Source organism: Xanthomonas graminis pv. graminis, assembly GCF_030168915.1.
GTDB lineage: Bacteria > Pseudomonadota > Gammaproteobacteria > Xanthomonadales > Xanthomonadaceae > Xanthomonas_A > Xanthomonas_A translucens.
In genome coordinates this window covers 2626712-2640825 of record NZ_CP076255.1, presented here as the reverse complement: position 1 = coordinate 2640825, position 14114 = coordinate 2626712, and the positions used below count along the sequence as shown (strand labels likewise).

Annotated in this window: 6 protein-coding genes and 4 pseudogenes; 3 read left to right on the top strand and 7 right to left on the bottom strand. The window is 64.1% G+C overall.

Features of this window, described 5'->3' with window-relative positions:
* Positions 1-80: 80 nt before the first annotated feature.
* The 3 genes and pseudogenes from metH to KHF85_RS11370 form a co-directional block, all read right to left on the bottom strand.
* Complete coding sequence (metH, locus tag KHF85_RS11380) at positions 81-2858, bottom strand: methionine synthase (protein ID WP_284566760.1); 2778 nt, start codon at positions 2856-2858, stop codon at positions 81-83.
* Between the two features lie 109 nt (positions 2859-2967).
* Positions 2968-4107: a homocysteine S-methyltransferase family protein gene (locus KHF85_RS11375; RefSeq protein WP_284569534.1), complete on the bottom strand. Its 1140-nt coding sequence runs from the start codon at positions 4105-4107 to the stop codon at positions 2968-2970.
* 27 nt (positions 4108-4134) lie between these two features.
* Positions 4135-5109: pseudogene (locus tag KHF85_RS11370) on the bottom strand (ArsR/SmtB family transcription factor); the annotation flags it as partial.
* A gap of 93 nt (positions 5110-5202) precedes the next feature.
* Between KHF85_RS11370 and KHF85_RS11365 the strand changes: the two are divergent.
* The gene (locus KHF85_RS11365) at positions 5203-6384 is read left to right on the top strand and encodes an acyl-CoA dehydrogenase family protein (protein ID WP_284566759.1); all 1182 of its coding nucleotides are present in this window, start codon (positions 5203-5205) and stop codon (positions 6382-6384) included.
* A gap of 38 nt (positions 6385-6422) precedes the next feature.
* Here the strand turns inward: KHF85_RS11365 and KHF85_RS11360 are convergent.
* Positions 6423-6530 (bottom strand): annotated as a pseudogene (locus KHF85_RS11360) (IS5/IS1182 family transposase); the annotation flags it as partial.
* A 406-nt stretch (positions 6531-6936) separates the two neighbouring features.
* Between KHF85_RS11360 and KHF85_RS11355 the strand changes: the two are divergent.
* Complete coding sequence (locus tag KHF85_RS11355) at positions 6937-8529, top strand: N-acetylmuramoyl-L-alanine amidase family protein (RefSeq protein WP_284566758.1); 1593 nt, start codon at positions 6937-6939, stop codon at positions 8527-8529.
* A 393-nt stretch (positions 8530-8922) separates the two neighbouring features.
* On the opposite strand, the pseudogene KHF85_RS11350 reads toward KHF85_RS11355, so the two are convergent.
* Positions 8923-9396, bottom strand: a pseudogene (locus KHF85_RS11350) (IS5 family transposase); the annotation flags it as partial.
* Between the two features lie 74 nt (positions 9397-9470).
* On the opposite strand from KHF85_RS11350, the gene KHF85_RS11345 reads away from it, so the two are divergent.
* The gene (locus tag KHF85_RS11345; protein ID WP_284566649.1) at positions 9471-10427 is read left to right on the top strand and encodes an IS1595 family transposase; all 957 of its coding nucleotides are present in this window, start codon (positions 9471-9473) and stop codon (positions 10425-10427) included.
* A gap of 10 nt (positions 10428-10437) precedes the next feature.
* Here the strand turns inward: KHF85_RS11345 and KHF85_RS11340 are convergent.
* Positions 10438-10773 (bottom strand): annotated as a pseudogene (locus KHF85_RS11340) (transposase); the annotation flags it as partial.
* A gap of 166 nt (positions 10774-10939) precedes the next feature.
* Positions 10940-14113: a multidrug efflux RND transporter permease subunit gene (locus KHF85_RS11335; protein ID WP_284566757.1), complete on the bottom strand. Its 3174-nt coding sequence runs from the start codon at positions 14111-14113 to the stop codon at positions 10940-10942.
* Position 14114: the final 1 nt, after the last annotated feature.

Genomic DNA, 14114 nt, shown 5'->3' with positions numbered 1-14114 from the left:
CGCCACCTTCCCCCAAAAAGGGGGCCATGGTCCCGAGGGGAGAAGGAACAGCCGCTTGTCCCGGTGGGAGAAGGACGCCCTCACTCCGGATCGTAGTCCAGGTTCGAGGCCAGCCAGCGCTCGGCCTGCAGCAGCGGCACGCCCTTGCGCCGCGCGTAGTCGGCGACCTGTTCCTTGCCCAGGCGCCCGACCACGAAATACTGGCTCTGCGGATGGCTGAAGTAGTAGCCGGAGACCGCCGCGGTCGGCAGCATGGCGAAGCTTTCGGTCAGTGACATGCCGGCGTTGCGTTCGGCGTCGAGCAACGCGAACAAGGTCTTCTTCTCGCTGTGCTCGGGGCAGGCCGGATAGCCGGGGGCAGGGCGGATGCCGCGGTACTTCTCGGCGATCAGCGCCTCGTTGTCCAAGGCCTCGTTTTCGGCATAGCCCCAGAATTCGCGGCGCACGCGCTGATGCAGGCGTTCGGCCAAGGCCTCGGCCAGGCGATCGGCCAGCGCCTTGAGCAGGATCGCATTGTAGTCGTCGTGCTCGGCCTCGAAGCGCGCCACGTGCGGCTCGATGCCGATGCCGGCGGTGACCGCGAACGCGCCGATCCAGTCCTGCCTGCCGCTGTGCTTGGGCGCGATGAAATCGGCCAGGCAGAAATCGGGGCGTTCGACGGGTTTGTCGACTTGTTGGCGCAGGAAGTGCAGGAGGTGGCGGGACTCGGGACTCGGGACTCGGGACTCGGAAGCGCTTGCCTGCAAGGCCGGACCGGCAACGGATGCATCTGCCGAGTCCCGAGTCCCGAGTCCCGAGTCCCGCCCCATCACCACCTCCACATCATCCCCCACCGCCTGCGCCGGCCACAGCCCGAACACCGCCTTGGCGGTCAGCCATTTCTCGCCGACGATGCGCTTGAGCATCGCGCGTGCGTCGCGGTACAGGTCGCTGGCCTGTTGGCCGACCACCGCGTCGCTGAGGATCGCCGGGAACTTGCCGGCCAGTTCCCAGGCCTGGAAGAACGGGGTCCAGTCGATCAGGTCGATCAGCTCGGGCAGCGGATAGTCGTCGAACACGTGCAGGCCTGGCTGTTTCGGCACCGGCGGGGTGTACGCGTCCCAGCCGCCGTCGAAGCGCTGCGCGCGCGCCTTTTCCAGCGAGACCAGGCGCTTGGCGTCGCCACGGTTCTTGTGACGCTGGCGGATCTCGGCGTAGTCGGCGTCGTTGGCGGCCACGAACGCGGCGCGCAGCTCCTTGGAGATCAGCGACTGCGCCACGCCGACCGCGCGTGAGGCGTCCTTCACCCACACCGTCGGCGCGGCGTAGTGCGGATCGATCTTCAGCGCGGTGTGCGCGCGCGAGGTGGTGGCGCCGCCGATCAGCAGCGGCATCGAGAAGCCCTGCCGCTGCATTTCGCGCGCGACGTGGCTCATTTCCTCCAGCGATGGCGTGATCAGCCCGGACAGGCCGATGATGTCGGCGTTCTCGGCGCGCGCGCGGTCGAGGATGGTCTGGGTCGGCACCATCACCCCCAGGTCGATCACGTCGAAGTTGTTGCAGGCCAGGACCACGCCGACGATGTTCTTGCCGATGTCGTGCACGTCGCCCTTGACCGTGGCCATGATGATCTTGCCGTTGGACTTGCCGGTGTCGCCGGTGCGCAGCTTTTCCGCCTCGATGTACGGCAGCAGGTAGGCCACCGCCTTCTTCATCACCCGCGCCGACTTGACCACCTGCGGCAGGAACATCTTGCCGGCGCCGAACAGGTCGCCGACCACGTTCATGCCGTCCATCAACGGGCCTTCGATCACGTCCAGCGGGCGCGATGACAGCTGCCGCGCTTCCTCGGTGTCGAGTTCCACATAGGCGTCCACGCCGTGCACCAGGGCGTGCGCCAGCCGCGCGCGCACCGGCTTTTCGCGCCAGCTCAGGTCCTCGACGCTGCTCTGGCCCTTCTTGCCCTTGTAGCGCTCGGCGATCTCCAGCAGGCGCTCGGTGCCGTCGCGGCGGCGGTTGAGGATCACGTCCTCCACGCGCTCGCGCAGGTCCGGGTCCAGGTCGTCGTAGATCGGCATGCCGCCGGCGTTGACGATGCCCATGTCCATGCCCGCGGCGATGGCGTGGTACAGGAACACCGAGTGGATCGCCTGGCGCACGGTCTCGTTGCCGCGGAACGAGAACGACACGTTGGACACGCCGCCGGACACGTGGCAGTGCGGCAGGGTCTTGCGGATGATGCGGGTGGCCTCGATGAAGTCCACCGCGTAGTTGTCGTGCTCCTCGATGCCGGTGGCCACGGCGAAGATGTTCGGGTCGAAGATGATGTCTTCCGGCGGGAAGCCGACCTGCTCGGTCAGGATCCGGTAGGCGCGGCTGCAGATCTCGACCTTGCGTGCGCAGGTGTCGGCCTGGCCCTGCTCGTCGAACGCCATCACCACCGCGGCGGCGCCGTAGCGCAGCACCTTGCGCGCGTGCTCGACGAACACCGCCTCGCCTTCCTTCAGCGAGATCGAGTTGACCACGCTCTTGCCCTGCAGGCACTTCAGCCCGGCCTCGATCACGCTCCACTTGGAGGAGTCGACCATGATCGGGATGCGCGCGATGTCCGGTTCGGACATGATCAGGTTGAGAAAGCGGGTCATCGCCTTCTCCGAATCGATCAGGCCCTCGTCCATGTTGACGTCGAGGATCTGCGCGCCGCTGGCGACCTGCTGGCGCGCCACCTCCACCGCTTCCTCGTAGCGCTCTTCCTTGACCAGCTTGCGGAACTGCGCGCTGCCGGTGACGTTGGTGCGTTCGCCGACGTTGACGAACAGCAGGTCCGGGGTCAGCAGCAGCGGCTCCAGGCCGGACAGGCGGGTAATGCGCACGGACATAGGTCAGCCTTGCAGGATCGTTGCGGTGGGCGCGCGTGCGCCAGCGGCGGGGGCGGCGCTCGCCGCGCCGCGCGCGCATGCAGGAAGCGGCAGCGGATGCGCGCGCATCTCAGGCCGCCTGCGCCTGCGCCGCCAGCGGCGTGCGCGGACGCAGCCCGCGCATCGCCTCGGCGATCGCCTGGATATGCGCCGGGGTGGTGCCGCAGCAGCCGCCGACCAGGTTCAGCAGGCCGGATTCGGCGAACTCCTTCAGCGTCGCCGCCATTTCCTCCGGGGTCTCGTCGTACTCGCCGAAGGCGTTGGGCAGGCCGGCGTTGGGATGCGCGCTGACATAGCCGTCGGCGATCCGCGCCAGGGTCTCCACGTGCGGGCGCAGGTCGCTGGCGCCGAGCGCGCAGTTCAGCCCCACCGACAGCGGCCGGCCGTGCGCGACCGAGGCGTAGAACGCTTCGGCGGTCTGTCCGGACAGGGTGCGCCCGGAGGCGTCGGTGATGGTGCCGGAGATCATCACCGGCAGGCGCCCGCCGCGCGCGTCGAACACTTCCTCGATCGCGTACAGCGCCGCCTTGGCGTTGAGCGTGTCGAAGATGGTTTCCACCATCAGCGTGTCGGCGCCGCCGTCGATCAGGCCCTCGACCGCTTCGCGGTAGGTGCCGCGCAGCTCGTCGAAACTGGTGTTGCGGAAGCCGGGATCGTTGACGTCGGGGCTGATCGAGGCGGTGCGGCTGGTCGGGCCGAGCACGCCGATGACGAAGCGCGGCTGGTTCGGGGTGAGCGCCTCGACCGCGTCGCAGCAGTCGCGCGCGACCTGCGCGCCGGCCTTGTTCAATTCGTAGACCAGGTGTTCCAGGTGGTAGTCGGCCTGGCTGATCGAGGTGGCGTTGAAGGTGTTGGTTTCCAGCAGGTCGGCGCCGGCGTCGAGGTAGGCGCGGTGGATGCCGGCGATCACCTCCGGCCGCGACAGCAGCAACAGGTCGTTGTTGCCCTTCAGGTCATGGCCCTGCGGCGCGTGGTCGCAGCCGGGTCCATGCACGTGCGCGCCGTCGTAGCCGGCGGCGAAGCGCGCGCCGCGGTAGTCGGCTTCCTGCAGGTCGTGGCGCTGGATCATGGTGCCCATCGCGCCGTCGATGATCAGGATGCGTTCGGCTAGGGCCTGCAGGAGTTTCTGCGTGCGCTGGGGGTGGAGCCAGGGCAGGCCCGGGACTCGGGACTCGGGACTCGGGACTCGGTCAAAAGCGGATGTACTCATGATCTTGCTCCTGCTTCGGCTCTGGCTTTTCCGGGTCCCGAGTCCCGGGTCCCGAGTCCCGAGTCCCGACGCCTCCGGCTTCACCGCAATCAACGACACCACCTCGAAATGCGGCGGCCGTTTCTCGCGGGTCACGGTTTCCAGGCTGGACACGTCCAGCCCCGCTTTGTGCACGAACTTGCGCAGTTCCTTGGAGGCGAAGCCGAGGTTGACGTGGCCGTAGGCATGCACCGCGGCCTTGTGTTCGTGGCGGGCCAGGCTGCACAGCAGCAGGCGTCCGCCTGGGCGCAGCACCCGCGCCGATTCGGCCACCGCCTGCGCCGGCTTGGACGCGTAGGTCAGCGCGTGCATCATTACCACCAGGTCGAAGCTGGCGTCGGCGAACGGCAGCGCGTGCATGTCGCCTTCGCGCACTTCCACGTTGCCGAGCCGGCGCAGGCGTTCGCTGGCCGCGGCCACCACCCGTGCGCTGGTGTCGATGCACACGTAGCGGCGCGCATGCGGGGCCACCAGTTCGGCCAGCACGCCGTCGCCGGAGGCGATGTCGAGCACGTCGCCGGTTTCCAGCAGCGGCAGCGCGGTGCGCGCCAGCGCTTCCCAGGTGCGGCCGGGCGAATAGTGGCGTTCCATGTCGCCGGCCACCGAGTCGGCCCAGTTCTGGTCGGCGGCGCGGTTGGCCAGCACCGCGGCCACGCGCTCGGCGTCCTGGCGCAGCAGCGGATCGTCGCTGCCGGTGCTCAGCGCCAGCCACAGCGCGCGCTGCGCCGGGTCCAGCTGCGCCTCGTCGAAGCGGTAGTAGGCCGACACGCCGGCGCGGCGGTCGCGCACCAGCCCGGCCTCCTTCAGCTTGGCCAGGTGGGTGGACACGCGCGGTTGCGCCAGCCGGGTGATCGCCGACAGCTCGGCCACGGTCAGCTCTTCCTGCTCCAGCAACGCCAGCAGGCGCACGCGGGTCGCATCGGCGAACACCTTCAGCCGGGTCGACCAGTCCTCCAGATCCATAATATCTTCCTATCGCGATATAGAGATATTCTGGTCCCGCGGGCGGATCCGGTCAAGTCGTGCACACGCCTGCGTATGGTTTGGGTGGCTACAATGGCGCACCAGACAGCCCGGGAGGGGTTCTACGTGGATTTCAGCTTTACTGAAGAGCAATTGATGATCCAGGACGTGGCGCGACGCATCGCCCAGGAACGGATCGCGCCCAGCGCCGAGCATCACGACCGTACCGGCGAATTCCCGCTGGAGAACATCCGCCTGCTCGGCGAGAACGGCTTGATGGGCATCGAGGTGCCGGAGGAGTACGGCGGTGCCGGCATGGACCCGATCGCCTACGTGCTGGCGATGGTCGAGATCGCCGCCGGCGACGCCGCCCATTCCACCATCGTGTCGGTCAACAACTCGCTGTTCTGCGCCGGCATCCTGAAGAACGGCAACGAGGCGCAGAAGCAGACCTACGTGCGCGCGATCGCCGACGGCAGCCACATCGGCGCGTTCGCGCTGACCGAGCCGCAGTCCGGCTCCGACGCCACCGCGATGCGTTGCCGGGCGGTGCGCCAGGCCGACGGCAGCTTCGTGATCAACGGCAAGAAGAGCTGGATCACCTCCGGCCCGGTCGCCAAGTACATCGTGCTGTTCGCGATGAGCGAGCCGGAGCAGGGCTCGCACGGCATCACTGCGTTCGTGATCGACACCGACAAACCCGGCTTCCATCGCGGCAAGACCGAGCCCAAGCTCGGCATCCGCGCCTCGGCCACCTGCGAGATCGAGTTCCAGGACTACGTGGCGAGCGCCGATGAGGTCCTGGGCGTGCCGGGCGAGGGCTTCAAGATCGCGATGAGCGTGCTCGACGCCGGCCGCATCGGCATCGCCTCGCAGGCGATCGGCATCGCCCGCGCCGCCTACCAGGCCACCCTGGACTACGTGAAGGAGCGCAAGGCGTTCGGCTCGCCGATCGGCGCGTTCCAGATGACCCAGGCCAAGATCGCCGACATGAAGTGCAAACTCGACGCGTCGCTGCTGCTGACCCTGCGTGCGGCGTGGGTGAAGGGGCAGGGCCAGCGCTTCACCACCGAGGCTGCGGTGGCCAAGCTGACCGCCTCCGAAGCGGCGATGTGGATCACCCACCAGGCGGTGCAGATCCACGGCGGCATGGGCTATTCCAAGGAAATGCCGCTGGAGCGCTACTTCCGCGATGCCAAGATCACCGAGATCTATGAAGGCACTTCGGAGATCCAGCGGTTGGTGATTGCGCGGAATGAGACGGGGTTGCGGTGAGGTTTTCGGGACTCGGGACTCGAAAAGCCTAAGGGCGGCTAACAAAACTCTGGAAGTCGCCGTAGGCAGATGACGCAACAGGCCATGGACAGCAGCGCCAGGTGGATATCGATCCGGCGTTCGAAGCGGGTCCGCAGTTTTCCCATGCCCTGTACGCCCTGCTAAGGCAAGTCTTTTGATCCTTCTCCAGCTCCTGCACGGCCACCCTCAGTGCGGGCATGCAGGCGATGCCTATGGCATCGACTAGAGGGAGTAGGTACCGCCCGTGCGGCGGCATCCCCGGGCAGTGCTGCCTAGGCGTTGTCTCGTCTGCCGCCGCGCTCTGGCCCCTGCGTGCCCCACGCCACATCGCCCATAAATTCGGCCAATTTCGTAGACAAATTTCATGCAACAACCTGGGCCATTACGCAGCAAACTCGGCTCTGCGCGAGGTCAATGAAATGAGGCGCAGCGACCTCGCGCTCTATGATGCAGTGGTGTAATAGAAATTCTGCAGATCCTATGCTAATTTGGCTCTGCAGGGGGAACCTGCTTTAACATAAGGAATTGTGCATGAAAAGAAGCACGGGCAACAAAGACAAAGGAATAATTAACGTCTATTGCGCCTTATTCGCCATTTTTCTAGTGACGCTCACGGGTGTACCTAGCGCTCTGGCCGAGCAACAGCATCAACCGGAAAAGCCGACTGCGGTGACCCCAGAAGGTTGGGCAAAAATACAACCCCTTCTGCAGTCGGACCTTCAAAACCTCGTAGACAATCAAAAGCGCCTGCCTGGGCAAGATGAAAAGATAGATGTACGAGTAGTTTATGAAAAGTCCACCAATAAAATTTTAGTTGATTTGGGGGAAGGATATATCCCCAAAGGAATGACAAAATTCTCCGAAACACTTGGAGAGGCACTTGACGAAGTTAGCCGTAGAGGGCACGAATTAGTTGATGGCGTACTAGCAATTGATGTCGTTACGCTACGATTCAATGGACGAACCATCAATGAGCTTTTCCCTGATGACTTCCCCGTGAAACACTCGTGGAAACAGGTCACGAAAGCAGCGGCGGCAGCGGCGGCGGAAACTCCGCCGCCTGTTGTCATTAACCCAGGGCATGGAGCCTATCACAATTACCAGTATAACGACTGGCGATATCAAAGAGAGCGTTCTTTTGGCGTCTTGGAAGACCTTATAACTCTTGATTATGCCGATACGCTATATACTTACTTATTGGCTCGAAACCCAACAACCGTCACGAGCGTCAAATACACGCGCAGCACAGACGGGTCGTCTCTTTATAGCAGCAGCCCTGGCGTTTATACAACCTTTACCTACAACCAGATGGCTTCCAGATACTATCTAAAAGAACTATACCCAGATCTCGGTTCAACGATGTGGAATCTTTTCCCGAACGGCAGCTCGCCCGACCGGCTTAGTTTGCGTGAACAAGATGATGATATTGCAGCACGACCGCTATATGCTAACCATATAAAAGTGCAAGCCATTCTATCCATCCACACCAATGCTAGCGATGATGCTACCACGCGTGGCACTACGGTGTGGGTGCAACCAGAAGATGAGCCGAGCAAAGTGCTCGGCAGCAGCGTCCTTTGTTACCTGAAAGAACAAGTTCATTCAGTGCCAGGCTATACAGATTTCAGAATAGCCGACCGCGTGGGCGAAGCAAATAAGGGCGAGAATAGAAGAGCGACTGTGCCGGCCATCATCGTGGAAGTAGCCTTCCATACGAATTCGCAAGATGCAGCGGCGCTTCAAGACACCAATTTCCAGCAAGCGTCGATGCGCGGCGTAGAGAAGGGCTTCCGTTTAAAGGACAAGCCCTGCACCACATTTAAAATTACCGCAATCCCTGCTGTCTCGGATCGATGGAAGAATGTGGTCATCCCTGTGAAGTATGAAGGATTTCCGCGCTATCCAATTACTAGCAGAACCATTTCCTGCCGGGCCAGCGACGATTGCGATAAAACAACGAGAATTAGTTACTCCGACGCAGGCGATAATACAATGAAAATCCAGCCCATCTGTGGCGAAAAGTTCGGCCCCCCTGCAACGAAATATAATGCCACGACCACCTTAACTGACGGAGATGGCGTAGTAACTGCAGCCTTTAAGCATTCCTACACATGCCAGCCATAGGGTTAATCTAAATTCGATAAGCTGGCGGTTAGCATTACTGTATTTCAAAGTAATGCAATTTTAAATGTATATTGCAGATTTCCGAATGGGGATCTGACTCCAGAGCATCGCACTGAATCCCCCTCCGGGAGCCGGCCGCATCCTACCGGCACTGCGGTCGGCCTCTTCCCGAGCACTGCGCGTCACCTGAAGTGTCACCTGTCGCGCTAAACACCTGATTTGCCACGCCTCGCGATGGATTCCCTATCCAAACGCCGGCTCCACGAGCGCCATACGCGCGCATTCGGTGCATTTGCGATGTCCTGCATGCTTTCGTGTCTGTCTCTTCCTATCTGTCGTTTTGCTCGCGCCGTCCTAGAGCACCGCCGACCGCTGCCCGTCCACTTAGAGCTGCTAACAAAATTTTGGAAGTCGCCGTAGGCAGATGACGCAACAGGCCATGGACAGCAGCGCCAGATGGATATCGATCCGGCGTTCGAAGCGGGTCCGCAGTTTTCCCATGCCGGCAAACCAGGCATGCGTGCGTTCAACCACCCAGCGGTATCGGCCCAGGCGATCGTTGCCTTCCACGCCCTTGCGGGCGATGCGTGGGGTCATCCCTCGTCGCTTCAGGTGGTTCCAGCACCGATCCATGTCGTAGGCCTTGTCGGCATGCAGCGTGTCCGGCCAGCGTCGTGGCCGTCCAGGTTTGCCGGCAATGGAGGGCAATGCATCGACCAGTTCCTCGAATACGACCGAATCGTTCCGGTTGGCCCCGGTCACGCAGAACGCCAGGGGGACGCCGTGCCGATCCGTGATCACGTGCCGCTTGCTGCCGCGTTTGCCGCGGTCGGTCGGGTTCGGCCCCGTATAGGCGCCTCCCGGGGGCCTGATTAGCGCTGTGTCTCAGCTGGTGATGCTGCCTTGGTTTAGAAATGCAGGTTCTTCAGTGAGATACGGCGATGACGCTCAATCGGATCCAGTTCCAAAAGGGGCTTTCGATTCCGGCTTTTCTGAGCCGCTACGGCTCCGAGGCGCAATGTGTCGAGGCCTTGGTTCAGGCCAGGTGGCCCAATGGCTTCGTGTGTCCGCAGTGCGGACACACGCATGCCAGTGGCTTTGAGCGGGGACGCCAGCACCTGTGGCAGTGCGCGCGCTGCCGGGTACAGACCAGCTTGACCGCCGGCACGCCCATGGCAGACACCAAGCTTCCCTTGCGGGTGTGGTGGCTGGCCATCTATCTGGTGAGCCAAGCCAAGAACGGAATTGCTGCGCTGGAACTGGCTCGGCAACTGGGCGTGTGCTATCGCACTGCATGGCGGATCAAGCACAAAGTGATGTCGGCGATGGCCGATCGTGAGCAGTCACGCCGGCTCGACGGAGAGGTCCAGATCGATGATGCCTATCTGGGCGGCGAACGCGCCGGTGGTCCAGGCCAACCGCAGTGGCGCAATAAAGTGCCGTTTATTGCAGCGGTTTCCCTGCATCAAGGGCGCCCGCGCTATCTCCGCCTGGATGTGGTCTCCAGCTTCCGAAGAAGCGTCGTGCACACGTGGGCTCAGCAGGCACTGGCACCGGGCACCCATGTCGTCAGTGATGGGCTGACAGCGTTCACCGGTGTGGGCTGGGCAGGCCTGACCCACGATGCCATCGTGACCGGAAGCGGCCGCAAAGGCGTCCAGCAGCCTCGTCTGCGTTGGGTCAATACGATCCTGGGCAATCTCAAAACGGCGCTTAGCGGCACCCACCATGCGGTGGACTTCCCCAAATACGGCGCGCGCTACCTGCATGCGCATGCCTACCGCTTCAATCGCCGCTTCAACCTGGCCGCCATGGTGCCGCGCCTGGCCAGTGCCCTGGCCGGCGCGGGAAGGCTCACAGAGCAGCAACTGCGTACGACAGCTGAGACACAGCGCTAATCAGGTCCCGGGGGGAGGCCACACTGGCCGCGTCCAGGCTGGCCCGGCTGAAATCGAGCCGGTCGGCGCGGCGAAGTTCGGCCAGCAACACCTGATGCAGACGGTGCCACACACCCGCCGCCTGCCAGTCACGCAATCGGCGCCAGCAGGTCATGCCGCTGCCGTCGCCAAGTTCCTGGGGCAGATCCTCCCAAGCGATGCCAGTGCGCAGCACGTACACGATGCCGCTGAGTGCGCTGTGGTCGTCTACGCGCGGCCTACCGCCCCTGGGCGAAGGCGGCACGACCGGGATCAAGGGGGGGATGCGCTTCCACAGCGCTGTGCTGATTTCTTTGCGGTGAGCCATCACCACAAAGTGGTGGCTCAACAGACGTGTTCAAGGGGCTTTTGTTAGCCGCTCTAAGGGCTCAAAACAAAAAAGCGGCCGATCCGGCCGCTTTTTTGTTGCTTGCAGTTCAACCGCTCTTAGAAACTCAGCGCTCTGACTCGGGTCCCGAGTCCCGACAACAGCCTCACCGATCCGGCTGATGCCGGTTCTGCCCTTCCTGCTGGATCGCCACGTATTCCTTCGACGGTTCGTCCAGCTTGTCGCCGAGCATGCGCCGCACCACCACGAAGAACAGCGGGATGAACAGCACGCCGAACAGCGTCGCGAACACCATGCCGCCGATCACGCCGGTGCCGATCGAGTGGCGCGCGTTGGCGCCGGCGCCGCTGGAGATCGCCATCGGCAGCACGCCGAGGATGAACGCGAACGAGGTCATCAGGATCGGGCGGAAGCGCAGGTGCGCCGCCTCGGTGGCCGCTTCGCGCAGGGTCTTGCCCGCCGCACGTTGCTCCACCGCGAATTCCACGATCAGGATCGCGTTCTTCGCTGCCAGGCCGATCACCGTGATCATGCCGATCTTGAAGTAGATGTCGTTCGGCAGGCCGCGCAGCAGCGAAAAGGTGATCGCGCCGAGCACGCCGATCGGCACCACCAGCAACACCGAGACCGGAATCGACCAGCTCTCGTACAGCGCCGCCAGGCACAGGAACACCACCACGATCGACAGCACCAGCAGCAGCGTGGCGCTGTTGCCGGCGATGATCTCCTGGTACGACATGCCGCTCCAATCGAAGCCGAAGCCCGGCGGCAGATCGTTGTTGACGATCTCCTCCATCGCGCTCATCGCCTGGCCGGAACTGCCGCCCGGGGCCGGGTTGCCGACCACGTTGACCGCCGAGTAACCGTTGTAGCGGCTCAGCGACGGCGAGCTGTAGATCCAGTTCGACTTCACCACCGTGCTCAACGGGATCATCTGCGGCAGGCCGTCGCTGTCGGTGGCGCTGCTGCTGGGCACGTAGAAGTTGCGCAGCGACTCCGGACCGGTGCGGAACGGCGCGTCGGCCTGCATGTTGACGCGCTTGATGCGGCCTTCGTAGAAGAAGTCGTTGACGTACACCGGCGCCAGCATCATCTGGATCGACTGGTAGATGTCGCTGACCGACAGGCCCATCGATTGCGCCTGCACCCGGTCCACGCTCAGCTGCAGCTGCGGTGCGTTCTCCAGCCCGTTGGGGCGTACCCCGGCCAGCGCATCCTGGCGCGCGGCGGCCTTGCCGAGCAGGATGTTGCGCGCCTGCATCAGCGCCTCCTCGCCGGCGCCGGTGCGGTCCTGCAGCCACATGTCGAAGCCGCCGAACTGGCCCAGCCCGTTCACCGTGGGCAGGTTGACCACGAAGATCTGCGCGCCCTTGATGCCGTAGAAAATCCCGTTCAACTGCTGGATCAGGTCGGTGGCGGTGACGTCGCGGTCGGCCCACGGCTTGAGCCGGATGAAGCCCATGCCGACGTTCTCGCCGCGGCCCAGGAAGCTGAAGCCGGCCACCTGCAGCATGCCTTCCACGGCCTTCTGCTGCTGCAGCACGCCGCGCATCTGCGCGAACACCTCGTTGGTGCGGCCGACCGTGGCGCCCGGCGGCAACTGCACGATCGCCAGCGCGAAGCCCTGGTCTTCCTCGGGCAGGAAGCTGCCGGGCATGCGCGTGAACAGGAAGCCGCACAGCACCACCAGCAACGCGAACACCGCCATCCAGCGCGGCGCGCGGCGAATGGTGCCGCCGACCGCGCCGACGTAGCGGTTGGCCAGCTTGTCGTAGTACTTGTTGAAGGTGCGATACACCCAGTTCGGGTTCTCGTTGTGGGTGGCCTTCAGGAACGCCGCGCACAGCGCCGGGGTGAAGCTCAGCGCCAGGAACGCCGAGAACCCCATCGCCATGGCGATGGTGATCGCGAATTGCTTGTAGATCGCGCCGGCCGCGCCGGGCTGCATCGCCGAGGGGATGAACACCGCCGCCAGCACCACGGTGATCGCCACCACCGCGCCGGTGATCTGGGTCATCGCCTTCTGCGTGGCCGCCTTCGGCGCCAGGTGCTCTTCGGACATGATGCGTTCGACGTTCTCGATCACCACGATCGCATCGTCGACCACGATGCCGATCGCCAGCACCATCGCGAACAGGGTCAGCTGGTTGATGGTGAAGCCGATCACCCACATGCCCAGGAAGGTGCCGAGCAGCGCCACCGGGATCACCAGGGTGGGAATGATGGTGGCGCGGAAGTTCTGCAGGAACACCAGCATCACCAGGAACACCAGCACGATCGCCTCGGCCAGGGTCTTGACCACTTCCTCGATCGAGATGCGCACGAAGGTGGTGCTTTCGTACGGGGTGAACCAGCTCACGCCCTGCGGGAAGCTCGGCTGCAGCTCGTCCATCTTGGCCTTGACCGCCTCGGACACGCTCAGCGCATTGGCGCCGGGCAGCAGCTGGATCGCGAACGCGCCGGTCGGCTTGCCGTTGTACTGGGTGTCGAAGCCGAAGCTGGTCGGGCCGAACGCGACCCGCGCCACGTCCTTCAGCCGCACCACGCTGCCGTTGCCGTCCGCGCGCAGGATGATGTTCTCGAACTGCTCGGGCGAGCTGAAGCGGCCTTCGGCGGTGACCGTGGCGGTGAACGACTGTCCGGACGGGGCCGGATCGGAGCCGATCGAGCCGGCGGCGAACTGCACGTTCTGCGCGCTGATCGCGTTGTACACCTGGCTCGGGGACAGGTGATAGCCCTGCAGCTTTTCCGGGTTCAGCCAGATGTCCATCGCGTATTCGGCGCCGAACTGCTGGGTGCTGCCGACGCCGGGCACGCGCGAGATCTGCTCCAGCACGCGCGAGCCGACGATGTCGTTGAGCGCGCTGCGGTCGATCGACGGGTTCTCCGAGCGCAGCGCGATCACGCTGAGGAAGCCGGCGTTGGCCTTGGCCACCACCACGCCCTGCGCGGTCACCTGCGAGGGCAGGCGCGGCGTCGCCAGCGATACCTTGTTCTGCACCTGCACCTGGGCGATGTCGGCATTGGTGCCGGTCTCGAAGGTCAGGGTGACGGTGGCGGTGCCGCTGGAGGAGGACGAGGAGCTGAAGTACAGCAGGTGATCGATGCCGGTCAGCTGCTGCTCGATCACCTGGGTGACCGAGCGTTCGGTGGTGTCGGCGCTGGCGCCGGGGTAGGTCGCGGTGACGGTGACCTGCGGCGGCGCGATCGAGGGATAGGATTCGACGCCGAGGTTGAGGATGGCGATCACGCCGCTGAGCGAGATCAGGATCGCCACCACCCAGGCGAAGACCGGGTGTTCGATGAAGAACTTAGGCATG

Excerpts from the sequence above, each read along its gene's own strand:
- KHF85_RS11365 (WP_284566759.1), top strand. The coding sequence starts at position 5,203 with ATGGCGCACCAGACAGCCCGGGAGGGGTTCTACGTGGATTTCAGCTTT.
- KHF85_RS11345 (WP_284566649.1), top strand. The coding sequence starts at position 9,471 with ATGACGCTCAATCGGATCCAGTTCCAAAAGGGGCTTTCGATTCCGGCT.
- KHF85_RS11335 (WP_284566757.1), bottom strand. The coding sequence starts at position 14,113 with ATGCCTAAGTTCTTCATCGAACACCCGGTCTTCGCCTGGGTGGTGGCG.
- KHF85_RS11355 (WP_284566758.1), top strand. The coding sequence starts at position 6,937 with ATGAAAAGAAGCACGGGCAACAAAGACAAAGGAATAATTAACGTCTAT.
- metH (WP_284566760.1), bottom strand. The coding sequence starts at position 2,858 with ATGTCCGTGCGCATTACCCGCCTGTCCGGCCTGGAGCCGCTGCTGCTG.
- KHF85_RS11375 (WP_284569534.1), bottom strand. The coding sequence starts at position 4,107 with ATGAGTACATCCGCTTTTGACCGAGTCCCGAGTCCCGAGTCCCGAGTC.